Source organism: Dolichospermum sp. DET69 (assembly GCA_017355425.1).
In the GTDB taxonomy this organism is placed as follows: domain Bacteria; phylum Cyanobacteriota; class Cyanobacteriia; order Cyanobacteriales; family Nostocaceae; genus Dolichospermum.
In genome coordinates this window covers 838,526-864,587 of the sequence record CP070233.1, presented here as the reverse complement: position 1 = coordinate 864,587, position 26,062 = coordinate 838,526, and the positions used below count along the sequence as shown (strand labels likewise).

Here is a 26,062-nt window from a genome sequence, read left to right as displayed (position 1 = left end):
AAACAGGGATTCTTATCTATTCATAATCGGTGAAATTTCTTAAATCCTGTAAATCCTGATTCTGACAATGTGCCTAACAGCAACTTACAAAAGAAGGGAACAGGGAACAGGGAACAGGGAACAGGGAACAGGGAACAGGGAACAGGGAACAGGGAACAGGGAACAGGGAACAGGGAACAGGGAACAGGGAACAGGGAACAGGGAACAGGGAACAGGGAACAGGGAACAGGGAACAGGGAACAGGGAACAGGGAACAGGGAACAGGGAACAGGGAACAGGGAACAGGGAACAGGGAACAGGGAACAGGGAACAGGGAACAGGGAACAGGGAACAGGGAACAGGGAACAGGGAACAGGGAACAGGGAACAGGGAACAGGGAACAGGGAACAGGGAACAGGGAACAGGGAACAGGGAACAGGGAACAGGGAACAGGGAACAGGGAACAGGGAACAGGGAACAGGGAACAGGGAACAGATAAGAAACAAAAGTTGGTGAGTTTAAAGCTCAGTCAAAAAAAGATGTTTTTTAAGATGCGTAGCCCGAAAAAAAACAGTGTCATTATTTCAATCTCATGTTTTTAAACATGAGTTTTTCCTGTTAGAAAGTTGCCCTTTCCCTGTTCCCTCTGAAGTTAATATTACTCTAGATCAGGTTCTATACCCAATGATCTTAATTGAGCTATTAATCTCTCTGTTTTTCGTTTTTCCAATTCAGCCTTTTGGCGTTCCTGTTCAGCCTTTTGCCTTTCCAATTCAGCCTTTTGCCTTTCTAATTCAGTATTTTGGCGTTCTTTTTCTACACTGGTTAATATCCAATTGCCCTCTTGATCATACCAACGTAACCAAGGCATTTCTACACCTTGATAATTACCTATCCATACCCCCAAGCCTAATTCTAGTCCAGGAATCCAAAAACGATCATCTACTAATTCTACTTCTGTAAAAATTCCGCCATTTAACTTGAACATTCTAAATTTTGACTCATATCTGTCAAATATTGCGTAGTAAGGTACTCTGAGTATTTGTTCATATACTTGCCATTTTCCTGGGGGTTTTTCTACATCTCGTAAGGCTTGTCCTAAATCTTCTTTTTCTGTTCCTGGTGATAGTAATTCAACGACAATATAAGGGTTTACTGCTTCTTGCCACACTACATAACTTAATCTTAAATCTCTATTTTCATACAGGTATGGTACTCCTAAAACTGCAAACCAATCTGGTCTTTTGTACCATGACGGATGACGTAAATCATAATAGAGATTGATGTCTGTTCCTGTAAATATTTCTTGCCAAGGATGGTTAGGTGGACAAAATGTGTCTGTTAATAATTGTGGTTGAAATACATGAAATTGATCTGGCAAACCAGGTTCCTCCGGGTCTTCGCTAGGAAGATCATACATTGTGGGTAATGTTTCTTTAGGAGAAAGTGGCGGATCTATTTGATACATTTTTCACTATCCTAAATTTTAATTTCCTATATTAATCATAACCTTTGATGGATTATTACCACCAAGGACAGCATCAAATTCTCCTGGTTGTTGATTATTCATAATTTGTTAATATTTAGGTTTAATATTTGCTGTAGTTAAAATAGCATATTTGCAAAAATGGTACTGGGTTGTGCATTGTGAGTCTGTCTTTTCCTATTCTTAGTGCTTATAATTGTTTGTTAATGCATTTATATAGGCAAATAACGTTTAATCTCCAATTATCAATTACCAATTACCAATCCCTATGTTAGATTGGGCATACTTGATATATTTTTTTCCTTTGACACAGCCGCCATTATGTTAATTACAAAAAGTAAACTGGTTTTGAGTGCTACGGTAGTAACGCTTTCTACAATCGCTGTTACTGCTTTGGGTATTCATTCAATTGGTAAGGCTTCATTTAAAGACAGTCATAAGGATTTAGTAGATGAAGTTTGGCAGATTATTAACTACCGATATGTAGATGGCACTTTCAATCAAGTAGATTGGCAAGCTGTTCGCAAGGAATATTTAAGCAAGTCCTATACTGATGACAAAGCCGCTTATAAGTCCATTCGGGAAATGCTGAAAAAGCTGGAAGATCCTTACACCCGATTTATGGACCCAGAGGAATTCAAAAATATGCAAGTTGATACCTCTGGTGAACTTACAGGTATTGGTATCACTATCAGTCAAGATGAAAAAACTAAGCAACTAGTTGTTATTGCTCCCATTGAGGATACACCGGCATTTAAGGCAGGTATTTTAGCTAAAGATATCATTCTTGAGATTGATGGCAAAAGCACCAAAGGTATGGACACTAATGATGCAGTATCCCTAATTCGCGGAGAATCAGGTAGCAAGGTGAAGCTGACAATTCTGCGGAATGGTCAGAAAAAACAATTCAATATTCAACGGGCGCGAATTGAAATTCATCCTGTGCGCTTTTCGGAAAAGAAAACTCCAGCGGGTAATCTTGGTTATATTCGTTTGAATCAATTCAGTGCCAATGCTGCTAAGGAAATGAAAGATGCTATTCAGAAATTAGAAACTAAAAAAGTTTCTGGATATGTTTTAGATCTGCGTGGTAATCCTGGTGGGCTGCTATACGCGAGTATAGAAATTGCTCAAATGTGGATGAATAAAGGCACAATTGTTTTTACTATTGACCGCCAAGGTACGCAAGATAAACAAGTAGCCAATGGCTCGGCTTTGACTAATAAACCGTTGATGATCTTAGTGGATAAAGGTTCAGCTAGTGCTAGTGAAATTCTTTCTGGGGCATTGCAAGATAATAAACGGGCTACTTTGGTAGGAAATCAAACTTTTGGTAAGGGTTTAGTCCAATCAGTGCAGCCTTTGAAATCTGGTTCTGGTTTGGCTGTAACTATCGCTAAATATCATACTCCCAGTGGTAAGGATATTAATAAACATGGTATTGATCCAGATGTGAAGGTAGAATTGACTGATGCCCAACGGCAAAAGTTATGGTTAGGTGGACGGGATAAACTAGCGACTCTTGAAGATCCTCAATTTGCTAAAGCTGTGGAATTATTAGGTAAACAAGCTGCTCAAAACACTAATACAATCAAGAAAAATTAAATCAATTTTCTAAACAAAAGCACTCAGAAACTAATCTAAGTGCTTTTAAAATTGATTTTTTGACCCAAATGTAAAAAGTAGATGATGTCATGTTACCTAATTGGAAAAAATTGCCCTCAGAACATATTAAAAATTGGATTATCTTCCAAGGTACAGAAATAGACTTAACATCAGCCAGGAGAGTTAAGAATAAAAAGACTTAGACTATCAACAACAAGAGTTATGCCATCTCCTTCCTGACGAAAACTTGCTGTTTTTGTTGGCTCCACTTTTACTAATGTTGGTTCAAATCCGGTCTTTGATTTGTTATATAAAACATATTCTCCATCATAATTACCTTTTTGCGTAGGTTGTAAAGTCTGTAATTCTGCTGGTACGTTTGCCCCTAAATTATAAAAACGCCTCGTACCTCCCGAATCGTTTGCAACTGTAAAACCTCCAGTAATACTAGAAGCTTCTTCAGAACTTAATTCAGATAACCAATTTTGATCAAAACCAACTAAAGTAGAATTTTTTTCTGTTTTGGAAGTCTTAAATTTTGTTAGCTGCATAATCTTATGTCTCGAAAAAAATCTATAATCAATTTATTATTAATATACTATATTTTAATTTATGTAATTTCATGAATCTTAAGCTAGATAACTGATATCAATCTTTAGTTATAGAACATATAGATGATTATCTCCACTAAGGTAGAAATTTTATTTCCTGCATTTTCTGTATTACCCAATACTAATTCCCTCTTCACCCATTACCAAGAAACTTAGCTTTCATTTCTTCTAAGTCTTTATCTATGGCATCATTACTAGTAGATTGTGATTGAGGAGTAAGATTTTGCGCTTGAACTTTACTACCTGTAAATTGAGTTTTCATTTCTTGCAATTCTTTTTCCATTTGACTAGAAGTTTTAACTACAGTCGGAGGTTGAGAAGTGGGTGGAGTTATTTGTTTGGGGGGTACAGATGATTGTTGAAAATTTAAATCTTGCAGAACTTCATTAACAGTTTGGTAGCGATGACTGGGGATACTTTCTATCATTTTGTCAATTACTTGACTCAATTCTTTACTAACAGGAGTTTTCAGATATTGTCCCCATATCCAAGCTGCATTATGGGTATCGTAGGAGTCGAAAGGCGATCGCTCTGTTAAGAGATTAATGCAAGTTACCCCTAAACTATAGATATCACTGGCAAAAAGTGCCTTGCCTCGCATTTGTTCGGGGGCGACATATTCGGGACTACCTATACTTGTTCCCGTGCGGTTTAGGGCTGTTCCTGTGGCGGATTTGGCTGCCCCAAAATCAACTATGACTAATTTGCGATCGCTATGGCGACGAATAATATTTTCTGGTTTAATATCTCGGTGTATGACTTGTTTACTATGACAAAATTGCAGCACTAGTAATAAATCATTCAATAATTGCCGAATCTGTGTTTCATTGAAAGCACCATTTTGTTCTAACTCTTGGGATAAATTCAGTCCATCAATAAATTCCTGCACTAAATACTGTCTGTCATCTTGGTTACAATAAGCCAAAAGTGCCGGAATTTGGGAATGTTGTCCCAATTCATCCAACTGAACAGCCTCTTGATTAAATAACTCTATTGCCTTTTGTACCCTATTTGTCCCTTGAGCTTGGGGGAAAAATTGCTTAATTACACAGGGAGGTTTTGAGGGTTTATCCTCATCTACAGCCAGAAAGGTTCTGCCAAAACCACCTTGTCCAATAGGTTTAATAGCGCGGTAGCGTTCTTTTAGGAATAATTTTGTCCCACAGGTTTGACAAAACTTAACATCATTAGTGTTTTCTGGGTGAGAACAATGGGGATTAAGGCAATAACTCATAAATAAATCAATGATACTTATCCTTATTGTGCCGTGTGCTTTGCAAAAAGGTGGTTATTAACTTTTATTTTATTTTTTAAGTAATGTTAAGAAATTTTTTTAATGCTACTTCTACCTGATTAAATAGATCAGATGGTAAAATTCCCGTCCTTTTGTGAAAAACTGAATTATGGACAGTAGCAATTTTATCAGCCCTAATCAATGATGTTTTTTTCAGTCCTGTTTTTATAAAGTCAGTATGTGTATCTGACATTAATACCCAATTTTCACTCAAATCATCAGTGGGGATTTTGGAGAAAATACCTAATATAATAAATTCTTCTTTCTTGATGCACTGATAAAATAAAAGCTGGTCTTAATTTTGTAGCCGTTAAATCACTAAAAGGAAAACGAACTAACCAGATTTATAAAGGTTTAGGCTTCATCATTATAAATATCTTCTTCTGGGTCGTTCCACTCCTGAAATCCATTATCTGAAAAATTCATTTTAGATGTAACAGCTTCTATTCTTAGAATTTTTGATTCTTGATTTAAAATTCTCTCTTCTAATTGTTTGACTTGATTTACTAATGTTTGGTAGCTTTCAACTGAGATAATTGCATTGCTAATAGTTTTAGTCATAATTTGAGATCATTTCTGATTTTGGATAACTGGTTCAACTTTCGCACCTTCAAAACTATTTTCATCTTTGGGTATACCTGTAAAAGATTTGATTGTTTCAGGACTTAAAGACCTAATTAATTCAGGATTATCTTTAATCCTTGAAATTAGTTCTGGTGGTATTTTATCTTCGGGAATACCTGTACAAGATTCGATGAATGCAGGAGTTAAAAAGTTGATGAATTTAGGATCATGTTTGATCTTGCCTAAAAATCCTTCTGTTATGATTTGGAAGTGGATTTCTCTTTCTGTTTCTTTTCGTTTTTTGTCCTTCAATATTTGCTGATTAAGAAATGCTTTAATCACAGAACCTTCCGCTACAAATGCCATCCGAGGATGTAAAGATTCAAAAGCCAAAATTACCTGATCTTTATAGCCCTGATCATTCTCACATATCCAGACTGCCATTAATTTTGTACCCAAAACAAGTGAAGACAACAATTGATTATTACCAATATTACCATCAGCATGAAAAGGGGGATGGGGATTTTTTTTAGTAGGTTTTTTGGGATTTTTTTCTATTTTTACGTTAATTTCATCAGTATCAACAATAGGAGATAGAGTTATCCATGTAATCTTATGTTCTGTATCTTCAAAATAAAGTTTAACTTGATCAAGACAAAGTTCATCACCATCAAATTCTTGATCTTCCTGTGTTGATACTCCTAGTAGAGTTTGTCCAATAGGAAATTCATTGATTACCATATTTATCACGCTTTTTCCTTGCTTGTTTAAGAATTTTAATAGCAGTTTCCGCGTCTGTATCCCCCTTAGCAGCTAAATTAGCTAACTCTCCCACCCTAATATTCTGATAATCACTGCGTAATTGACTAACCTGTCCTTGTCCTCCACCACGTTCACGAATAGCATCAGCAATGAAGTTATCTTTAATATTAACAAGATTGCCAAGTTTTTTCAGTCCACCAGGTGTGAGTTGAACTTTCCCCTGTTCATCCATTAAGTAAATGCTAAATTAAGTTATGTGATTTGAATATATTTTAGACAATTACTATACGGATATTTACCTTTGACCTATGGTAAAGGGTTCGGGATAAAAATTAAATGTCTAAGTCTTAATCTTAACATTTTTCGATCAAAATAAGAATAAACACCTAAAAACCCGATCAAGGTTGACCGGGTTCTAGTGAATTTGCAGGTTTCAAATGATTAAACTAAGTAAGTGATTTTAAGTTACTAAGGGTTGACTTCCTAAAACGCAAATACAGCATCTCTACGTCTTTCCGCTCTGGGATTTGGCTTCGCCATCTCATCTAGAGGAGGCTATTTGCCACTTCATTCTTAATAATGCTGTACTTGTGGGGCTGATGACAGGGGACACTAGATCATTTGCCCTTCTAGTTGGTTTCTTATGTGTTTGGTGTCCTATGGATTTAATATATCATTTGATTTTGAAAATGGAATCTGTTCTTTACATTTATTAACAAATAGGGTAAAGCAGAGGAAAGTGCTTATTTGCATTTTTATCCTTTTTGCCAACTTTGACTATTAGGCTGTTTGCTAAATTCAGCTTGAGGAAAAAGTCGCTGTTCTATTTGTTCATAACTTCCTTCAAAGTCGCATTTTCCGAAGTGGGGACATTGACGACAATAAACGCCGTTGGTGTAACGTTCTAAGTTCTCGCGGTTGAAAAAATAGGGTTTATGACTAAAGGTACTCGCTACCCATTGCCATGACATATTGTTACTTGCTGGATCACCGTCGAGTAAATGTTGTAGAAACCATTTTGCGCCGGCTTGCCATTGAATGCGTCGCCAATGAATAATATAGGCTGCTAACCACATTCTGATATGGTTGTGGAGGTAGCCTGTGGTTCGCAATTCCTGACTAAAGCTGTCAATGCAAACTAATCCTGTAGTTCCGGTTGTAATATCTTCGGGTAGTTGGGCTGCGTAGTCTGTGGGTTTGTAACCGGTTTTATATTCTTCCTGATTTTGCCAAATCCCATTTCCTAGTTTGACATATAATCTTTGCCAATAGTCGCGCCAACCTAATTCATTAATTAGTTTATTAGCATCATGGGGATTTTCAATCCGTCCCAGGATATATTCTCGAACTTCGTGCAAACTCAAGACACCATGACGAAGATAAGGTGATAATTTGGTAATGTCACCTGTGATAAAGTTGCGAGTTTTTGCATAAGCTATAGGATCAATTTTCTCTAGTGCTTGCTGGGCTGCTTTTCGTCCCCCGGTCATATCGCTAATATCATCATCTGCGGCTGCGGCTTGGGGAAATTGTTCCTGTAGATATCTGACTAATTCAGTCCGATTTTTAAAGTCATTTAACATAAAATTGATATTATATCAAATTAATATGAAGCTGCACAGAATAGAATATCAAGAATAATTAAACGCGGATGTACGCAGATAAACGCAGATAAAGATATATCAATTAATGGATTTGAGAATTCTGTGCAGCTTTAGATAGAATTGAGATTAGATGTAAATTTATGGCTGAAATAATTCAGCAGTTAGCATTTCAGGATAGTTATTGAATTGAAATCCGACTACAATCAAAGGACGTAACCAACAGCGGTTTACAGATAGTGGTGTTGAATATCCCTATCTTTTACCTTCTCGTATTCCCAACAGCATCAATATTTAAGGAAGTAGTGTCAACTTCACATAAAACCTACATCCCGCAAGAAACTCAAGTTCCTTGCTAATAGCCAAAGTTGTCTTTTGATGACTAAATAATTGAAAAATTCCTCAGTCTACTTCAGTAGACTTGAGCTATTAGACAGGGGATTTATTCCCTGACGGGTGTGGAAGCCCACAGATACAGCACTTCCCGATGTTATGAGGTACATGAACCCCACCCCCAACCCCTGACAGGTGTAGGTTTTTAATATTTTCTGTAAAGGCAAGACCAGGAGGACAAGGAAGGATAGTAGACAAGGTGGATTTTATCCACAAAATACTCAGTTTATGGTTTATTTTGTCCGCTTTTCCTCCCTTGCCACCTTGTCTGCCTTGTCTTCCAAGTCTTGCCCTCACGACAATGTAAAAAACCTACCCTTGTGAGCCCCCAACCCCCTCCCCGCAAGCGGGGAGGGGGCTAAGATGTACCTCATAAGAGCGCAAACCGCTGTAAGCTATTTTTAACTTTTGAATTATTATTTCGAGAATACATTAAATGAATTTAAAAATCCTTCTATACTCTTAGTTAAAAACTTCTGTCTTTTTTTAGTAGTTTCTACACTCACTTGATATAATCTTTTATCAATCAAGTATATTCGTTGGTTAACAATTTTCCCCCCAGGTGTGCCATAGCTAACTTCTCTACCAGAATAACTACCTAAAGTAATTTTTTGTTTCTTAATTAAAGTTCCTTTAGCTTTTTTTAGCACATTATTTTGTCCACTGTCTAAAGCCTTTTCTACAAGATTACGGCGATTTAATAATTCAATATATTCAGATGAATAATCAACATAACCCACCACATATTTAACTTCCTCTTTTTGACGTTCAACTGTAAACATATTTAATTTGATGGTTCCAGATTTTGCCTTTACTATTTGTTTAACTTCTTTGGGAATACCTGGCATTAAAACCTGAAAACTACGGTCGGGAGCATAAAATAACTTCCAGACAGATTTCGCTATTTTTACAGGTTGGTTAGCTGATACAGTTTGATTAATTGTATATCCACTACATAATATTAATACCGCAAGAGAAGAATTTAAAAATCTAGTTTTCATAGTTCTTAATTTGATTATAAAAAAGCTACTATAATTAAAGCATAATTCAGGTTTTAGGAGTAAAATAAACTTGCTATTTGCCTTTATTCAAAATTACAAACTGTTGCAAAATGTCGTCAGAATTCCCAATTGGTAGTAAAGTCCGTGTGATAGCATTACCACCTTATGTAAAAACTGCTGAACCAATGCCTATGTTACGTCCTGCTGATGTAATTCATATTGGTGAAGAAGGTATAGTTCTTGACCGTCGCCCCGGTGGTTATTGGGGTGTACGTTTTACTAGAGGTGCTTTTCTTATAGATAGCCAATACATTGAAAGCATGGAAAAACTACCTGAACCTGAGTCAGATTCAAAATAGCGGACAGGAAGAATGTTAACTTATATTAAGTTATGTTTCTAGTTAAGAAAAAAAAATGATTTCCCGTCGCTCTTTTATTAGCATTTTATTTGCTACTTGTTTAGCTGTTATCAGTTGGTTTAATTTTACCCCCCATGCTCAAGCTATAGGTGGTAAATTACCGACAATTAATCAACCAGCACCTGAGTTTACCTTACCGACGAATACAGGTAATGGTAAAGTTTCTCTGGCTGATTTTCGGGGTAAGTGGGTAGTTCTCTATTTCTACCCGAAAGACTTTACCTCTGGCTGTACTATTGAAGCCAGACGTTTTCAACAAGATTTACCCAAATACACTGATAAAAATACGGAAATTATTGGTATCAGTGCTGATGATATTGATTCTCATGCCGAATTTTGTGACTCAGAAGGGCTAAAATTTCCTTTGTTAGCTGATACTAAAGGTGAAGTTAGTAAAGCTTATGGCTCTTGGATAGGTGTTGTCTCTATGCGCCATAGTTTTATTATTGATCCTCAAGGTATTATCCGAGAAACTTTTGTAAAAGTTAATCCCAGTATTCACAGTACAGAGGTTTTAGCCAAGTTAACGAAATTGCAATCTTCTGTTTCTTAGAAATATCAGAATACAATAGAGTAGAGACGTTCCATGGAACGTCTCTACAAATATTTATTTACCTAACTATAGTATTCCTATTTGATTTTTAAACTATACGTAGGGTGGGCATTGCCCACCGTAAGCTGGTTTTTGTAGGCAATGCTCACCCTACACTACTTACTATTTTTCACAAATTAGTTAGGATTGCTATATTAAGTTATTAAGTTAAAAAATTCCATAGGAGTGCTAGTTTTTTAAAATGAATCATGATCCTTATATTGTTAAACCAGGTTCTCAGATTTCTTTAGTAAAAGACTATAACCCAGGTTATAAATGTGAGTTTCACCAAAAAGGTGATGCGGTTAAAAAATTAAATGCAGGTATTTTACAATTAGCCAAATATCAAGATGTTCTCTATGCTCAAAATAGTTATTCTTTACTAATTATTTTTCAAGCTATGGATGCTGCTGGTAAGGATAGTACCATTAAACACGTTATGTCTGGCGTGAATCCCCAAGGATGTCAGGTATTTAGTTTTAAATCACCTAGTGAAGAAGAATTAGATCATGATTATTTATGGCGTTCGATGAAGTCTTTACCAGAAAGGGGAAGAATTGGCATCTTTAACCGTTCATATTATGAAGAATTACTGATAGTGCGGGTACATCCAGAAATTCTCAAAAAACAACAATTACCTAATTTTCCTAAAGGTGATCAGATATGGAAACAGCGATTTGAGGAAATTAACAATTTTGAAAACTACTTGGTAAATAATGGAGTTATTGTTTTAAAGTTTTTCCTGAATGTCTCAAAAGCAATGCAAAGAAAGCGTTTTTTAGCAAGGATTGATTCACCGGAAAAACATTGGAAATTTTCGGCTAGTGATGTGAAAGAACGAGCTTTTTGGGATGATTACATGAATGCTTATGAGCAAGTTTTCAACCATACAAGTACAGAATCTGCTCCTTGGTATATTATTCCTGCTGATCGTAAATGGTTTACAAGGTTGGTAGTCGCAGATATTATTTGCACAAAATTACAGGAATTAAATTTGCAATATCCGCAACTTAGTGAGGAATATAAACAGCAATTATCGGCAGCGAAAAAAAATCTGGAAGCAGAAAATTAGCAAGAGTTGAATGGGCGCAGGCCCTGCGCCCCTACTAAATCCTTCTCTATATCCATAGGTGCATGGCATGAATTAGAAATTTTGATATACCTAGGATTGGAGAAACTATGATCTTCAAGGACAAATATGGCAAATCTTCCTGACTTTGATATTGTCGCTTTAGCAGCTTCTGCCGGGGGGTTAACGGCACTAATTGAGGTGCTGGCAAATTTACCCGCAAATTTCAAATCAGCTATTGTTATTGTTCAACATTTAGATCCTCGTCATCCATCGCTAATGGCAGAAATTCTCAGTCGTCGCACTCCATTGACAGTAGTACAAGCAAATGAAGGAGATGAATTAACTCCAGGGACTGTTTATATTGCTCCCCCTAATAATCACCTTTTGGTTAGTAGTGAGGGGAAAGCTTCTTTATCTCAGTCGGAAATGGTACATTTTCTCCGTCCTTCGGCAGATTTATTGTTTGAATCTGTAGCTGCAAGTTATAAAGAAAGAGCGATCGCAGTTGTGCTAACGGGAACTGGTAATGATGGAGCAATGGGGATAGAAGCAATTAAAAAAATGGGTGGTACGGTAATTGTCCAAGATGACAAAAGTGCTGAATTTGCAGGAATGCCGTCCGCAGCAATTAAGACTGGAGATGTAGATTTTGTCTTACCTTTGGCAGAAATTTCTTCAGCCCTGATGACTTTGGTAATGCCTCATGCTCATTCCTAATCTATCGGCAATTTAGGTTATTATCAAATACTAGCTATAAAAAATAGTGTTGCCAAATTAAGGTTTTAGTTACATACTCAAGTATGCTATTGATTAAACGAGTCTATACAGGTTTAAACTTGATCTAAAATCATTTAAGTCGGTAGGCACAATTAAATATAATATGGGCAGGCAGGATGCCCACATGAGGACAAGACAAGGCAGACAAGGTGACAAGGCAGACAAGAAAGGGATGATTGGTCATAAAACTACCCATAAATTGAGTATTTTGTGGATAAAATCCTCCTTGCCTACTATCCCTCTTTCTCTTCCTGGTCTTGCCTTTACAGGGTGGGCTTCTAGCCTGCCCCAATCGACAATATTATTTTGATATTTATTTCAGCCAATCTACTTAACAACTAACAATATTTATAGAAAAATCGGTATTGAGCTTATGAATCCTCCACAAAAAGACCTTGATTTTGAAAGTCTCTTGCAATATTTGAAAACTAACAGAGGGTTTGATTTCACAGGTTACAAACGCTCAACCTTAATGCGGCGTGTTATCAAAGAGATGGAGACTTTAAATATAGATACTTTTGCGAATTATCAAGATTATTTAGAAGTTCATCCAGATGAGTTTAAAGATTTATTTAATACTATTTTAATTAACGTTACTGCTTTTTTTAGAGATACTTTAGCTTGGGAATATTTAGCCACAGAAGTTATACCTAGCATCATCAAAAATAAACAAGAAGATGAACTGATTCGGATCTGGAGTGCTGGTTGTGCTTCTGGGCAGGAAGCCTATACTTTATCAATGGTGATAGCAGAAATATTAGGAATAGAAGAGTTTCGTAAGCGGGTAAAAATTTACGCAACAGATATAGATGAAGAAGCTCTCATCGAAGCTCGTCAAGCTATTTATCCAGCCAGAAATATTCATGAAGTCCCATTAGAACTGCGCGATAAATATTTTGATTTAGTAAATAAAAATTATGTTTTTCGCCAAGATTTGCGTCGTTGTGTAATTTTTGGTCGTCATGATTTACTTCAAGATGCACCAATTTCTCGTTTAGATTTATTGGTTTGTCGGAATACATTAATGTATTTTAATTCGGAAATACAAGGAAAAATTATTAATCGCTTTCATTTTGCTCTTAATGATAATAGCTATCTGTTTTTAGGAAAAGCAGAGATGTTAGTAATGCACTCTAATTTATTTATACCTATAGATTTAAAAAATCGGATATTTGCAAAAGTATCTTTGGGAAACATCCGCAATCGTCAACTAATTATGGCAAATTCACACGATAAAGAATTAGTTAATAATTTGTATTCCTTAGCGGTACGGATTAGGGAATTGGCTTTTGATACGGCAAATAGCGCTCAAGTTGTCATTGATAATCAAGGTACATTAATCATGATTAATGAACAAGCTCGGAATTTATTTGGTCTGACAATTAGAGATTTAAACCGCCCTTTTCAGGATTTAGAATTATCTTATAGACCTGTAGAATTACGCTCACTCATTGAACAGGTATATAGTGAAAGACATCCGATTACACTCACAAATGTTGAACGTTTTCAAGCTAATTCAGAAATTCAAAATTTATATATGAAAATTATTCCTTTACAAGATTTAGATCAAACTATTATCGGTGTAACAATTTCATTTAATGATGTTAGTCGTTATCTAAAACTCCAGACAGCATTACAACGATCTCGACAGGAATTAGAAACAACCAATGAAGAATTGCAATCAACTAATGAAGAATTAGAAACAACCAATGAAGAATTGCAATCAACTAATGAAGAATTAGAAACAACCAATGAAGAATTGCAATCAACAAATCAAGAAATGGAGACCATGAATGAAGAACTTCAATCTGCCAATGAGGAGTTACAAACAATAAATAATGAATTAAATGATCGCACCAATGAACTTGACCAAACTAATATTTTTCTTGCTTCTATTTTAGGTTCTTTACAAATGGGAATAGTAGTCCTGGATAGTAATTTTAATATTTTAATTTGGAATGATACAGTTGAAAATTTGTGGGGTTTACGTAGTGATGAAGTAATTCATAAATCTTGGTTTAGTTTAGATATCGGTTTACCTATAGAACAATTACGAACTCCCATTCGTGATATCATATCTGGTCAGAAGAAATTTCAGGAAACACTCGTTCCTGCCACTAGTCGTCGCGGTAAACAAATTCAATGTTATATTGCCTTTACTCCCCTAATGAATGAAACAGTACAAGGCATTATCATGATGATGACAGATGTTGAAAAAATCACTAGTATGGTTTCTCCTGCGGGCATTGAAGAAAGACAAGGGAAAATAGGACAGATTGAAAATAATTCGTAATTCATAGTTAAAAATAATGTAGGAAGTTCTAAATCCTAAATTCTAAATTCTAAATTCTAAATCTATGTCTATAATTATTGCTGGAGAACGGAGCGGAGTCGGAAAAACAACAGTTACACTTACTCTTTTAGCGTCTTTACGTCGTCGTGATGTCCAGGTGCAATCTTTTAAGGTGGGACCCGATTATATTGATCCTATGTTTCATCAATATGTTACTGGTCTGCCCTGTCGAAATTTGGATACTGTGCTAACTTCAGAAAGTTATGTTCAGCAATGTTTTAACCATTATTCTCCCCGGTCTGAATATACTTTAGTTGAGGGTGTAATGGGTTTGTTTGATGGTATTGGCCAGTTAGCAAATACCAACGGGAAAACAGACTTTGCTAGTACAGCGCACGTGGCCAGATTATTAGATATACCGATAATATTAGTAATTGATTGTAGTCGTTTATCGGGTTCAGTAGCCGCAATTGCTCACGGTTATTGTTCTTTAGATAGTAGAATTAAAATTGCCGGTTTGGTATTGAATCGCGTTGGCAGTGAGCGACATTTATCATTATTAAAATCTTCCCTTGCCCCGCTACAATTACCCATACTCGGTGTCTTACGACGACAGGATAATATTACCATTCCTGACCGTCATCTGGGTTTAATTCCCACAGCAGAATTAGCAGAATTAGATCAAATAATTAATAGTCTAGCAGATTTAGGTGATGTTTATTTTGATTGGGATAAACTCCTACCACTTTTAAAATCAGCACCTTTCAAAAGTCAAAAATCAAAGGTCAAAAGTCAAAATTCTTCTGTTAGAATTGCTGTTGCCAGAGATCAAGCCTTTAATTTTTATTATCAAGATAACTTGGATTTACTAGCAGAATTAGGAGCAGAATTAGTATTCTGGAGTCCATTAAATGATTCCCAATTACCAAAAGATATCCAAGGAATGTATTTTGGTGGTGGTTTTCCTGAAGTCTTTGCACCACAATTAGCTGCAAATATTAGCCTGATTCAAGAAGTCAAAAACTCAATTTTAGCAGGAACACCCACAATTGCTGAATGTGGGGGATTGATGTATTTATGTGAGCAAATTATTGATTTTGATGGTAACTCTTGGCCAATGGTGGGAATATTACCCACTTCTGCACAAATGGATAAAAGATTAACTTTAGGATATCGTCGCGCAGTGGTTTTAGAAAATAATTTTTTATTTGATGTCAATAAAAATATTTTTGGACATGAATTTCATCGTTCTCATTTAATCACTAATTCTCAAAAACCTTTATTTAATACCTATCGCTATGATTGTGATGAAAATACAGGTTTTGAAGGTTGGTGTTTACCTAATGTTCATGCTTCTTATATTCATCAACACTGGGGAGGAAGTCAAGAAATTCCCCAAAGATTTCTGCAAGAATGTTTGGAGACTTCCAAATAAAAAAATATCCCAAAATTTCTTGTGGTGCAGGCATCTTGGCTGCTAATCATATCAGGAGGGACCAGATGCCCATCCCACAGAATTGCATAGTGTATCGCTAAAGCGAAAGTTTCCGCTAAAGTGGAGCGTCCCGGAGGGAACTAGTGCTGCTGCAAGCAGTTTATCTTTTTTGTGGAGGAAGTCATGTCTTAAGTAGGTGAACAGAATAAAACCAATCTGTGTAAAGAAAAGTAAAATCGCCCAAACCCTCTTCAATCTTGCCTTTTGCCTCTTGCCTCTTGCCTTGCCATAACGACAATTTTTAATGCTAACCTACTTAGATTAAATACTCTCAGTGGATTGGTTCCCTGAGAGTATCAATAAGCCATAAATAATTACGCCATAACGCACCCAATAGTAAATTTACTAATTATCTGGAAGTTGTTTTTTCAAAGCATCTAATAAAGCCCAACGGCTATCAGTAGGTTTTTCAGACACAGAAGCATCCAAAATACCTGGACAATTGATATTACATAATTGACGCTGTGGCAATGCTAAACACATCTGCTGATAGAGCCATTCACCGGGATCAAAATTACCATCAGGTGCTAAAGTTTCCAGTAAATCTTCTACAGCCACTTCCATTTCTAAAGGCAAATCTTCCGTTTGATTAGCGGTTTCATCTAACCAAATCACTTCCTGAGCATTGAGAACCAGACGATGGTTATACTGCTGCAAACAGCGATTGCAGGTACAAGTAACAATTGCTTCTGCCTGAGATGAAACTTCCAAGTAATTACCCTGATGTTTAACTTGGATAACTCCGCGAACTGGTGTCAATGTTTCTAATCCAGGCAGAAACTCTTGAACTTGAATTTCCTCTGTCCGCTCCGGGGCTTTGGTTAGCTGCGGAATAAAAATAGCGTCCATAGGATTTGTGAAATACCCTTACAAAAAAATTAATCATGGGTAATGGGTAAATGGTGATTGATAAAATCATCACCTATTCCCTATTCCCTAATTACGGTGTAACAGCTTGACGAACAACTAAATGACGATAGGGTTCTTTACCACGACTGAAGGTTTCTAAATCAGAAAACTCCTGCAATAATGTGTGGATTTGTCGGCGTTCTAAAGAACTCAGAGATTGAAGTTCTACCTCTCTGCCAGAAAAACGGACTTCTGCGGCAGCATTTTCTGCTAGAGTCCGGATTTCAGATTCTCGTCTGGCACGATAACCACTCAATTCAATTGTGTAGGCTATCTGATTTTCTTCTGGTTGATTCAAGTTGAGAACGGAATTTGCTAGATACTGAATTCCATCTATCACCGAACCACCAGCACCAATTAAAATCCTAATTTGTTCTGATGTTAAATTAGTTTGCTCTATTGTCAACCAGTAGCTTTCTCCCGCTGGTACATCTTGCTCAGAAGATGGGGTAGTTTCTAAATTAGCCCGTACTTGAGTAGATACACCAATTAGAAGTAGCAAATTCTGTAACCATTGTTCACTACTTTGCATAGAAATGTCGCTCATAATCAACCAGTAGCCTTTTTCTTAGAACTTTTCGGTTCAAATGGCAACGCTTTTACGTCGATGGTTTGTGCTTCTTTTTCCTGTAAGTCTACGATTTTTTGAATTTCTTCTGGTAGAGGTTCACGGGAGAGGATATAGGTTTGGACGGTTTGGAAAACATTACCAATTACCATATACATAAGTACCCCAGCCGGGAGGGGAAAGAATAAAAACATCCCAGAAAAGAGAACAGGGGTAATTTTGTTGACTGTATCTTGTTGAGGGTTGCCACCGCTGGAATTTTGCCCAGACAGCATTTGGCTGACATAAAGGCTGATGCCAAAGAAGACAATCATTCCCACAATATCCCAATGAACTGTGTTATCAGGATCAATAGCACCGACTCTGCCCAAAGCATCTATAAAGAGAAATCCTTTGTCTGCTGCTAATCCGGGAATTGTGCCTTGAATGGTCACGTCTCCGGGTTCTAAGGCTTCTATATTACCTTCGGCATCAATTTTGACCCGTTCTTCCCCTTTCATGATTTTCCATTCAGGAGTTAACTTAGCTTCTGGGTGTTCTACTAAGAGGGAATCAAATGATTTACCTTCTACGGTTTGATATTGAATCTTAGTTTTTTCTCCCACTGTTAACTTATTACCACCCGGTAAGATGGCAGAGATGGGAGAGTGTTCCCCATCAGCAATGTAAATATTTTGTGGGGAAGTAGCAAAGGCTTGGGGTTGAATGCGCTCGATTTGTTCTTCAGGGAAGATTTGCAAGTTAACGGAGTAGTTGACTCCGGAAAAAGGTGAACCCCGCAAAGTGGCAAATAGTGCTAATAATACTGGCATTTGCAAGAGGAGAGGCAGACATCCTGCTAAGGGATTACCAAATTCATTTTGGACCTTGAGCATTTCCTCTTGTTGCTTTTGCTGATCGTCTTTATAACGTTCTTTGATTTCTGCCATGCGCTTTTGCATGAGAGGCTGCACGACTCGCATCCGCCGCATACTGCGGATAGAGCCAGCACTCAGAGGATAGAGTGCAAAGCGGATAATCAATGTTAATGCTACTATCGCCAACCCATAGCTAGGGACAAAACCATAGAAAAGGTCTATGATTGGCAACATCACGTTGTTCGAGAGAAACCCAATACCAAAATCCATTATTTGTGAATTCAACCTGCGGTACTTTGACATTCTCACCCCGTTTAGGAGTGAGATGCTTAATTGAGCCTATCCTCTGACTATAGTTAGTTGCCCTTCTATGCTAGAGGCGATTCTCTCCTAAGCTTTTGCTCTATATTGTAGAGGTTTTTGTTAAGCATTGCTGTGACTATCCACAAGCTACGCAAGCTAAGGATAGCAGCACATTAGCTAAAAATGTGAATGTTAACGCTCTGGACAAATGACTTATTTAGAACTGCTATATTGGGGATTTTTCGCAGCAACTCTTTCATTAATGTAGTCATAGACTTCCCGAAAGTTAGGAATAGCCCGCATTTCTATGAGGGTACCATTTTTGAGGGTAATTGCCATATCTCCCCATAGACCGATGCCACGGGGAACTTTGACAACTTTCATCACTTCTGAATAAATTACATCATAGCGATCGCGTCCCATCCAACCTCCCGTCACACATACCCGTCGGTCTGTGATGCGGAAACGTAGCCACACAGCCCTGACTATTGCCCCAACAGCTAGGGGGATACCCACCACCGTTAGTCCAATCAGCAGGTTGATAATCAAATCCCCAATGTGGGGACCACCCTCATAATAAACTTCTTCACGAATTCCCATTTAATACCTCAGTTTGTGCCAACAACTGCTTTAATTCTTGCAGAAATTTATGAGTTTCGCACTCAGATTTTGCTGTTGTTGTTTTCACAATTAATACTAGCCGCCATCCTGGGACTAATTCTGGCAACAATTGATGTAATGCTGCTGTCATTTGTCTTTTTATTTTGTTGCGAACAACGGCGCGTTTACTTACTTTTGTACTAATGGCAATACCAATTTTTGTAACAGGGGGGGCAGTATCCAAAGAAGGTTCTGTGGAAAGAGGAGGTTTTAAGGCTCTCAATGTGAAATGAGAACTATGTCGCCGAATTCCTTCCCGGAAAACTGCCTGAAAATCCTGACGGGATTTGAGACGATATGCTTTGGGCAAAGCCACAACAGTTCTTAATTGTCGAATTTTACCCTAAACACTCAAACGATGCCGTCCTTTTCTTCTTCTAGCACTAATCACGTTTCTGCCGTCTGGTGTCCGCATTCTGGCCCGAAATCCTGATGTTCTTTTTCTTTTACGGCAAGTGCCGCCTAGTGTGCTTTGCATACTGTTCTCCTATTAGGCGATTTTCATAAAAAGTCACAATCCGATATTTTACCACTTTACAGGCAATAAAACATAATTCTGGATGGAGTTATTGGTCATTAGTCATTAGTCATTGGTCATTAGTCATTAGTCATTAGTCATTGGTCATTAGTCATTAGTAATGATATATGACCTGTTCCCTTCTTAGGTAATACTGATAATCCATGTACCGAGATCACGCAGTAATGGTACATCACCTGGGGAAAGAACTTGACATCTGAAATAAAACACCCCTCCAAAGGCTGGATTTTCAACGTTGGATAAGACTAACTCTACTTTGCGACCGGCGGGAATTGGTTCTTCGGGAAATATTTTAATCACCCCTCCTTCTTTATCCCATTTGACTTCAGATAGGGCGACTTTTTTACCTTTAACTAGGACTTCAATATTTTTGGGATCAAAAGTTCCCTTGTAATAATCAGGATAGCTAATGGCAAATTGAGCCACTGCCAATTTCATTTTTTGGGCGGGAACTTTTAATATATAACGATCAGTGCTATTGGTTTGTCCGCCAAAATCTAAGCGGTAGGGCAGTTGATTTTCTCTTTTGACACCGCTAAAAAGTGTTAATCCAGGTAAACTTTGCGCTAAAATCGGAGTTGTCAAGCCTGTTAATAAACAGCCAGTGACGGTTAAGGCAGAAAGTAGGCGTTTCATAAATTAGGTTTCCCTTGAGCGTTTGTAACTAAGCGTTAGTATTTGTAACTAAACTTTACTACAATAGACGTTAGTTAGAAATGAAAGTGCCATTTTAGTCAAAAATTCTCTCCACAAAGTAAGATTACTGTTATTTAGAGTTAATTTTGTTATCTAGAAGATAATTTTTATGACTAATTATCAATATCCAAGTATATATTAAATGATTAAGAATTCCAGAGTGAGTTTTTTCCCAAATATAAAATAATCTGAAGAACAATATCCAAAATGTAGATATTGGCATAGGATGTGCGATAACTAATTTTACTATAGCCATTTTGTAAGGATGATATCTGCATATTATTAGGTTGAGTTTGTGAATAAACAACAAAGATAGCAAAAACAAAAATTGGCAAGTTCTATCTACAAAGGTAATTCATGGTTAATCATCTCATCAACTAAATGATACTAATTTGATTTAAAAAGTATTCAGAGTTAACGGGTAATGTTAAGTATTTACATCTAGGAGATTGCATGAAAATAGCAGTTGCTAAAGAAATAGAAGTTTGTGAACGGCGTGTAGCTTTAATTCCCGATACCGTAGCTAAATTAGTCAAACAAGGTTTAGAAGTTTGGGTAGAAGCAGGAGCGGGAGAAAAAGCATTTTTCAGTGATGCTGATTATGAAGCCGCAGGGGCAAGGATTAGTGATGATTCTGCCCAATTATGGAGTGAAGCAGATATTTTACTCAAGGTTAGCCCACCCCAAACCAGAGAAGATGGAAGATCAGAAATTGAGTTACTCAAATCTGGTTCTGTATTAATTAGCTTCCTCAATCCCCTGGGAAATCCCGTAATTGCCCAACAATTGGCAAATCGGCAAATTACAGCTTTGAGTATGGAATTAATCCCCCGTACCACCAGAGCGCAAAGCATGGATGCTTTGTCCTCCCAAGCCTCACTAGCGGGTTATAAAGCCGTATTGATTGCGGCGGCGGCATTACCGAAATATTTCCCCATGCTGACCACTGCGGCGGGGACTATTCCCCCAGCTAAAGTATTTATTATGGGTGCTGGTGTAGCCGGATTGCAAGCGATCGCTACAGCTAGAAGACTAGGAGCAGTAGTAGAAGCCTTTGACATCCGCCCAGCCGTCAAAGAAGAAGTGCAAAGCTTAGGAGCGAAATTCGTCGAAGTCAAACTGGAAGAAGAAACCGTTGCAGCCGGTGGTTACGCCAAAGAAATATCCGAAGCTAGTAAAAAGCGTACCCAGGAAGTAGTCGCCCACCACGTCAAAAACGCCGATATCGTCATTACCACAGCCCAAGTACCAGGCAGAAAAGCGCCCATTCTCGTCACAGAGGAAATGGTAGCGCAGATGAAACCAGGTTCAGTAATTGTGGATTTAGCTGCTGACCAAGGTGGAAACTGCGCTTGTACAGAAGCAGGTAAAGATATTATTTGGAACGGTGTAACCATTATTGGACCAATTAATTTACCCTCATCTATGCCAGTACACGCTAGTCAACTTTATGCAAAGAATGTTACCTCATTAATGCAACTGTTGATTAAAGATAAAGTATTACAAATCAACTTTAGTGATGACATTGTTGATGCTGCTTGTGTTACTCATGGTGGAGAAATTAGAAACCAACGAGTAAAGGACGCTTTGCAGACGGTAGCGGTTTAGTTTCCATGAATAAAATTCATGGAATAACGAACCACAGAGGCGCAGAGTTCGCAGAGGAATGCGAGTTTGAGAGAGTTTTTTTGTGGGGTAGGCATCTTGCCTGCCCTTGGACGGGCTAGAAGCCCATCCCACAATAGATAGTTTATCTGTTGGTATTCACTTAAAAATCCAAAATCGAAATGACAGAAGCATTAGTTCCAGCTTTATTTGTACTTGTCTTAGCCTCTTTTATCGGCTTTGAAGTTATTAACAAAATTCCCCCCACATTACACACTCCTTTAATGTCGGGTTCCAATGCCATTTCCGGGATTTCGGTAATTGGTGCAATTCTCGCTGCTGGGGAAAGAAACACCAATTTATCCGTAATTCTCGGTTTAATTGCGGTGATATTGGCAATGGTTAACGTAGTCGGTGGTTTTTTAGTCACTGACAGAATGTTGCAAATGTTTAAAAAAAAGGAAATTAAAGCATGAGCGACTTTTTACCAACTGGGATTCAGCTAACCTACTTAGTCGCTGCATCATTATTTATTCTCGGTTTGAAAAAGCTCGGTTCTCCAGCTACAGCCAGAAACGGTAATCTTGTCGCTGCGGTGGGAATGTTATTAGCTATTGTTGCCACAATGCTAGATCAAAAAGTATTAAATTACGAGATGATTTTGGTAGGTTTGGCTATTGGTTCTATTATTGGCGCTGTTATCGCTTATAAGGTAGAAATGACCCAAATGCCCCAAATGGTGGGCTTACTCAACGGGTTGGGTGGTGCGTCTTCTGCACTTATCGCTGTGGCGGAATTTTGGCGGTTGTTAGGAAGTTCTCAACCTATCCCCCTCGATGTCAACATTTCCATGTTATTGGATGTGTTAATCGGTGGTGTGACATTAACCGGTAGTTTTCTGGCTTTTGCCAAATTGCAAGGTTTAGTCCGTGGTACTCCCATTACTTTTCCTTTGCAACAACCTGTTAACCTGTTACTGTTAGGTGCTTATTTAGCGGGAAGTGCCTATTTAATCATGTCACCGGATAGTTTACCCATCTTTTTAGCGGTGGTGGCTGTTTCTTTGGTGTTAGGGGTGATGTTTGTACTGCCTATTGGTGGCGGTGATATGCCCGTTGTAATTTCGTTGTTAAACTCTCTATCAGGTGTGGCGGCGGCGGCGGCGGGTTTTGTAGTGATGAATAATATGTTAATCATCGCTGGGGCTTTGGTGGGCGCTTCCGGTCTGATTTTGACTGAGATTATGTGTAAGGCCATGAATCGGTCTTTATTCAGTGTCCTATTTAGTGCTTTTGGTTCAGTTTCTACTGCTACTGGTGGGGCTGCGGCTGGTGCAAGTAATCAAACTGTTCGCAGTATAGATCCCGAAGAAGGGGCGATGATGTTGGGTTATGCGCGTTCTGTGGTGATTGTCCCAGGTTACGGTATGGCGGTTGCTCAGGCACAGCATAGCGTCCGGGAGTTGGCAGATCAACTTGAACGCATGGGTGTGGATGTGAAATATGCGATACATCCGGTGGCGGGGAGAATGCCGGGACACATGAATGTATTATTGGCAGAAGCTAATGTGGCCTATACGCAGTTGTATGATATGGAGGATATTAATCCCCAGTTTGAACAGGCTGATGTGGCGTTGGTGATTGGTGCTAATGATGTGGTCAATCCGGCGGCGCGTAGTGATGTGAATAGTCCTATCTATGGGATGCCGATTTTGGAGGTTGATCGCGCAAAGCAAACTATTGTGATTAAGCGCGGTATGAGTGCTGGTTTTGCTGGTGTTGATAATGAGTTGTTTTATAAGGCTAAAACGACGATGTTGTTTGGTAGCGCTAAGGATATGGTGGCTAAGTTGGTTAGTGAGGTGAAGCAACTTTAGGTTATAGTTAGGAGTTAAGGGTATATCATTGCTATGCCCTTACCCACGCAGAGGAGCAGAGAGTTTTGTTTCTTACGATATCTCTTAGAGGACTCCACAAAAAAGATGATCCTATAACTATATGAAACTGTTTACTATTGGTCATTCAAATCATAGTATAGAAACTTTTATTGAGCTTTTGCTAGAGCATAATGTTACAGCATTGGCAGACGTGCGATCGCATCCTTATAGCCGATATTTACCTCATTTTAACAGCATACTAATTAAAGAGTCACTTAAAAGCGCAAAGATAAAATATGTATTTTTAGGACAAGAACTAGGTGCTAGACCAAAAAACCCAGAATGTTATGTTGATGGTAAAGCTGTATATGAAAAAATTGCCGCTACTGAATTATTTAAAAAAGGAATTCAACGTGTAATTGATGGGTTGAAAAATTATAGTATTGCTCTCATGTGCGCGGAAAAAGATCCCATTGTTTGCCATCGCGCGATTTTAGTTTGTCAACATTTACGAAATGAGCGTAATTTAGAAATCAATCATATTAAAAGTAATGGTGACTTAGAATCACATTATAAACTTGAAGACAGATTATTAGCTAGACATGGTTTAAAGCCATTAGCTCTTGTAGCAGCACCAGTGCAATTATCTCTCTTTTCTGATAATTCACAAAATCGTCAACCTTCCAATCCACTTTCAAGGGAAGAGTCTATAAAAGAGGCTTACAGGTTGCAAAGTGATGAAGTTGCTTATGTAGAAAAAAAAGGAAATGAATATGAGTAATTCCGTTGACTTATTCACAATCGGCTTTACCCAAAAAACTGCCCAGAAATTCTTTGATACTCTTGTTAAATCTGGCGTTAAGCGCGTTATTGATACACGATTGAATAATGTCTCTCAATTAGCAGGATTTGCCAAGAAAACAGACTTAGAATATTTTCTGAAAAAGCTTGGTAATATTGAATACGTCCATATTCTTGAACTAGCACCTACAAAAGATATTTTAGATGAATATAAGAAAAATAAAGGTGAGTGGTCAGTTTATGAGCAGAAATTTCTTCATCTAATGACAGAAAGAGAAATTGAAAAAAAAGTTAGACCAGAACTATTAGATGGTGGATGTCTTTTGTGTAGCGAGGCCAAACCCCATTACTGTCATCGCCGATTAGTGGCAGAATATTTAAGTACCAAGTGGGGAAATGTCAAAATATGTCATCTGTGAAGAAAATTGTCTGTCTTGCTAATTCTTGGAAAAATCAAGAACGTTGCATTGCTGGGATTGATTTGGATACTGGTAATTGGATTCGTCCTGTAAGTGATCAATATAATGATGGTCGAGTCCCAAGAGATATTAGACTCGTGGAGGGAAGAGAACCAGAATTATTAGACATTCTAGAGATTCCACTAGCAGACACAGGTGAAAACTTTGGGTTTGAAAGTGAAAACCTCACTATCTTACCGGAAAAATGGCAACTCGTAGGTAAAGCAAAACCAGAAGATTTGTTTCAATATTGTAGTAACAATTCTTATATTCTTCATAACTCAATTAAATATGTAGAACCATCTTATCTAAACTCTCTACCTTTTGAACAAAGAAGTACATTGCAACTGATTCATGTTGTTAATTTTTCTGTACAGTGTAACGGAGCAAATAACTGGAAAGGTACACTAGAAACTGCTTATGGTCAAAAGTTGACAAATGCTAAAATCACCGATCCTATATTTGTTGAAAAATTGGAAGCGGGATATGAAATCACAGATGATGATTATTATCTAGTAACAGTTAGTTTGGGTATGCCTTGGAAGCACAATGATTGGGAAGGAGAAGCTCCTTGCTGGAAACTAATAGCAGGTGTAATATAATACTTTTCTTTCTTGTCTTTTCTTTCTTGTAAAGTGGAATAGCGATCGCTGTTTAGGAAGTTGAAGGGATGCGATATCTGTTTGGGGATTTGAAGGAGTGCGATAGCGAAGCGCTCCGTAGGAATCGCTGTTTGGGGAGTGAGGGAGTGCGATCGCTTTTGGGGAGTTGAGGGGGTGCGATCGCTCTTACTCTGTGTTCTCTGTGGTTCGTTAAAAAAGGGTATTGGGAGGTTGAGGGGGTGCGA

At 37.7% G+C, this 26,062-nt stretch carries 30 protein-coding genes; 14 read left to right on the top strand and 16 right to left on the bottom strand.

Annotated elements, in window-relative coordinates; translation table 11 throughout:
* Nucleotides 1-67 precede the first annotated feature (67 nt).
* On the top strand, nt 68-478 hold the full coding sequence (locus EZY12_04250) for a hypothetical protein (GenBank protein ID QSX70867.1): 411 nt from the start codon (nt 68-70) through the stop codon (nt 476-478).
* Between the two features lie 159 nt (nt 479-637).
* Here EZY12_04250 and EZY12_04245 read toward each other — a convergent pair whose 3' ends face one another.
* Complete coding sequence (locus tag EZY12_04245) at nt 638-1,447, bottom strand: Uma2 family endonuclease (GenBank protein QSX68903.1); 810 nt, start codon at nt 1,445-1,447, stop codon at nt 638-640.
* A 339-nt stretch (nt 1,448-1,786) separates the two neighbouring features.
* Between EZY12_04245 and EZY12_04240 the strand changes: the two genes are divergently transcribed.
* The gene (locus EZY12_04240; protein ID QSX68902.1) at nt 1,787-3,070 is read left to right on the top strand and encodes a S41 family peptidase; all 1,284 of its coding nucleotides are present in this window, start codon (nt 1,787-1,789) and stop codon (nt 3,068-3,070) included.
* A gap of 170 nt (nt 3,071-3,240) precedes the next feature.
* Here the strand turns inward: EZY12_04240 and EZY12_04235 are convergent, their stop codons facing one another.
* The 8 genes from EZY12_04235 to EZY12_04200 all read right to left on the bottom strand — a co-directional run bounded on the left by EZY12_04235 (nt 3,241) and on the right by EZY12_04200 (nt 9,296).
* On the bottom strand, nt 3,241-3,621 hold the full coding sequence (locus tag EZY12_04235; GenBank protein QSX68901.1) for a hypothetical protein: 381 nt from the start codon (nt 3,619-3,621) through the stop codon (nt 3,241-3,243).
* A 193-nt stretch (nt 3,622-3,814) separates the two neighbouring features.
* Entirely contained in the window at nt 3,815-4,915 is a 1,101-nt protein-coding gene (locus EZY12_04230) for a protein kinase (GenBank protein ID QSX68900.1), read from the bottom strand.
* Between the two features lie 76 nt (nt 4,916-4,991).
* Entirely contained in the window at nt 4,992-5,189 is a 198-nt protein-coding gene (locus EZY12_04225) for a type II toxin-antitoxin system PemK/MazF family toxin (protein ID QSX68899.1), read from the bottom strand.
* Nucleotides 5,190-5,329: 140 nt separating this feature from the next.
* Nucleotides 5,330-5,536 carry a hypothetical protein gene (locus EZY12_04220; GenBank protein QSX68898.1) on the bottom strand — a complete coding sequence of 69 codons (207 nt, stop codon included), beginning with the start codon at nt 5,534-5,536 and terminating at the stop codon, nt 5,330-5,332.
* Nucleotides 5,537-5,545: 9 nt separating this feature from the next.
* On the bottom strand, nt 5,546-6,280 hold the full coding sequence (locus EZY12_04215) for a hypothetical protein (protein QSX68897.1): 735 nt from the start codon (nt 6,278-6,280) through the stop codon (nt 5,546-5,548).
* Nucleotides 6,267-6,533: a hypothetical protein gene (locus EZY12_04210; protein ID QSX68896.1), complete on the bottom strand. Its 267-nt coding sequence runs from the start codon at nt 6,531-6,533 to the stop codon at nt 6,267-6,269. The genes EZY12_04215 and EZY12_04210 overlap by 14 nt, the downstream gene beginning before the upstream one ends.
* A gap of 523 nt (nt 6,534-7,056) precedes the next feature.
* A complete protein-coding gene (locus tag EZY12_04205) occupies nt 7,057-7,884 on the bottom strand; it encodes a deoxyribodipyrimidine photo-lyase (GenBank protein ID QSX68895.1) in 828 nt (275 codons plus the stop codon).
* Between the two features lie 827 nt (nt 7,885-8,711).
* Nucleotides 8,712-9,296, bottom strand: a complete 585-nt coding sequence (locus EZY12_04200) for a hypothetical protein (GenBank protein ID QSX68894.1) — start codon at nt 9,294-9,296, stop codon at nt 8,712-8,714.
* A 110-nt stretch (nt 9,297-9,406) separates the two neighbouring features.
* On the opposite strand from EZY12_04200, the gene EZY12_04195 reads away from it, so the two are divergent.
* The 6 genes from EZY12_04195 (at nt 9,407) to EZY12_04170 (ending at nt 15,884) form a co-directional block, all read left to right on the top strand.
* On the top strand, nt 9,407-9,655 hold the full coding sequence (locus EZY12_04195; protein ID QSX68893.1) for a DUF3148 domain-containing protein: 249 nt from the start codon (nt 9,407-9,409) through the stop codon (nt 9,653-9,655).
* A 55-nt stretch (nt 9,656-9,710) separates the two neighbouring features.
* Nucleotides 9,711-10,268 carry a peroxiredoxin gene (locus EZY12_04190; protein QSX68892.1) on the top strand — a complete coding sequence of 186 codons (558 nt, stop codon included), beginning with the start codon at nt 9,711-9,713 and terminating at the stop codon, nt 10,266-10,268.
* 241 nt (nt 10,269-10,509) lie between these two features.
* Nucleotides 10,510-11,379, top strand: a complete 870-nt coding sequence (locus tag EZY12_04185; protein QSX68891.1) for a polyphosphate kinase 2 family protein — start codon at nt 10,510-10,512, stop codon at nt 11,377-11,379.
* A gap of 126 nt (nt 11,380-11,505) precedes the next feature.
* On the top strand, nt 11,506-12,096 hold the full coding sequence (locus EZY12_04180) for a chemotaxis protein CheB (protein ID QSX68890.1): 591 nt from the start codon (nt 11,506-11,508) through the stop codon (nt 12,094-12,096).
* Between the two features lie 433 nt (nt 12,097-12,529).
* Nucleotides 12,530-14,449 (top strand): PAS domain S-box protein, encoded by a 1,920-nt coding sequence (locus EZY12_04175; protein QSX68889.1) that lies wholly within the window; start codon nt 12,530-12,532, stop codon nt 14,447-14,449.
* A gap of 64 nt (nt 14,450-14,513) precedes the next feature.
* Complete coding sequence (locus tag EZY12_04170) at nt 14,514-15,884, top strand: cobyrinate a,c-diamide synthase (GenBank protein QSX68888.1); 1,371 nt, start codon at nt 14,514-14,516, stop codon at nt 15,882-15,884.
* Nucleotides 15,885-16,289: 405 nt separating this feature from the next.
* Here the strand turns inward: EZY12_04170 and EZY12_04165 are convergent, their stop codons facing one another.
* The 7 genes from EZY12_04165 to EZY12_04135 form a co-directional block, all read right to left on the bottom strand.
* Nucleotides 16,290-16,793, bottom strand: coding sequence for a DUF177 domain-containing protein (locus EZY12_04165; GenBank protein ID QSX68887.1), 504 nt, complete (start codon nt 16,791-16,793; stop codon nt 16,290-16,292).
* Between the two features lie 91 nt (nt 16,794-16,884).
* On the bottom strand, nt 16,885-17,400 hold the full coding sequence (locus EZY12_04160; GenBank protein ID QSX68886.1) for an RNA-binding protein: 516 nt from the start codon (nt 17,398-17,400) through the stop codon (nt 16,885-16,887).
* A 2-nt stretch (nt 17,401-17,402) separates the two neighbouring features.
* Nucleotides 17,403-18,548, bottom strand: coding sequence for a membrane protein insertase YidC (gene yidC / locus EZY12_04155; protein QSX68885.1), 1,146 nt, complete (start codon nt 18,546-18,548; stop codon nt 17,403-17,405).
* A gap of 246 nt (nt 18,549-18,794) precedes the next feature.
* Nucleotides 18,795-19,181, bottom strand: coding sequence for a PH domain-containing protein (locus EZY12_04150; protein ID QSX68884.1), 387 nt, complete (start codon nt 19,179-19,181; stop codon nt 18,795-18,797).
* Entirely contained in the window at nt 19,168-19,557 is a 390-nt protein-coding gene (locus EZY12_04145; protein QSX68883.1) for a ribonuclease P protein component, read from the bottom strand. The genes EZY12_04150 and EZY12_04145 overlap by 14 nt, the downstream gene beginning before the upstream one ends.
* Before the next feature lie 27 nt (nt 19,558-19,584).
* Nucleotides 19,585-19,719 carry a 50S ribosomal protein L34 gene (rpmH, locus tag EZY12_04140; protein QSX68882.1) on the bottom strand — a complete coding sequence of 45 codons (135 nt, stop codon included), beginning with the start codon at nt 19,717-19,719 and terminating at the stop codon, nt 19,585-19,587.
* Between the two features lie 183 nt (nt 19,720-19,902).
* A complete protein-coding gene (locus EZY12_04135; GenBank protein ID QSX68881.1) occupies nt 19,903-20,415 on the bottom strand; it encodes a DUF2808 domain-containing protein in 513 nt (170 codons plus the stop codon).
* Between the two features lie 513 nt (nt 20,416-20,928).
* Between EZY12_04135 and EZY12_04130 the strand changes: the two genes are divergently transcribed.
* The 6 genes from EZY12_04130 (at nt 20,929) to EZY12_04105 (ending at nt 25,817) form a co-directional block, all read left to right on the top strand.
* Nucleotides 20,929-22,083, top strand: coding sequence for a Re/Si-specific NAD(P)(+) transhydrogenase subunit alpha (locus EZY12_04130; GenBank protein ID QSX68880.1), 1,155 nt, complete (start codon nt 20,929-20,931; stop codon nt 22,081-22,083).
* 179 nt (nt 22,084-22,262) lie between these two features.
* Nucleotides 22,263-22,556 (top strand): NAD(P) transhydrogenase subunit alpha, encoded by a 294-nt coding sequence (locus EZY12_04125; protein ID QSX68879.1) that lies wholly within the window; start codon nt 22,263-22,265, stop codon nt 22,554-22,556.
* Nucleotides 22,553-23,956 carry an NAD(P)(+) transhydrogenase (Re/Si-specific) subunit beta gene (locus EZY12_04120; protein ID QSX68878.1) on the top strand — a complete coding sequence of 468 codons (1,404 nt, stop codon included), beginning with the start codon at nt 22,553-22,555 and terminating at the stop codon, nt 23,954-23,956. Before EZY12_04125 ends, EZY12_04120 begins: the two co-directional genes overlap by 4 nt.
* 121 nt (nt 23,957-24,077) lie before the next feature.
* Nucleotides 24,078-24,737, top strand: coding sequence for a DUF488 domain-containing protein (locus EZY12_04115; protein QSX68877.1), 660 nt, complete (start codon nt 24,078-24,080; stop codon nt 24,735-24,737).
* Nucleotides 24,730-25,176 (top strand): DUF488 domain-containing protein, encoded by a 447-nt coding sequence (locus EZY12_04110; GenBank protein ID QSX68876.1) that lies wholly within the window; start codon nt 24,730-24,732, stop codon nt 25,174-25,176. Before EZY12_04115 ends, EZY12_04110 begins: the two co-directional genes overlap by 8 nt.
* Nucleotides 25,164-25,817, top strand: a complete 654-nt coding sequence (locus EZY12_04105; GenBank protein ID QSX68875.1) for a hypothetical protein — start codon at nt 25,164-25,166, stop codon at nt 25,815-25,817. The genes EZY12_04110 and EZY12_04105 overlap by 13 nt, the downstream gene beginning before the upstream one ends.
* The last annotated feature ends 245 nt before the right edge of the window (nt 25,818-26,062 follow it).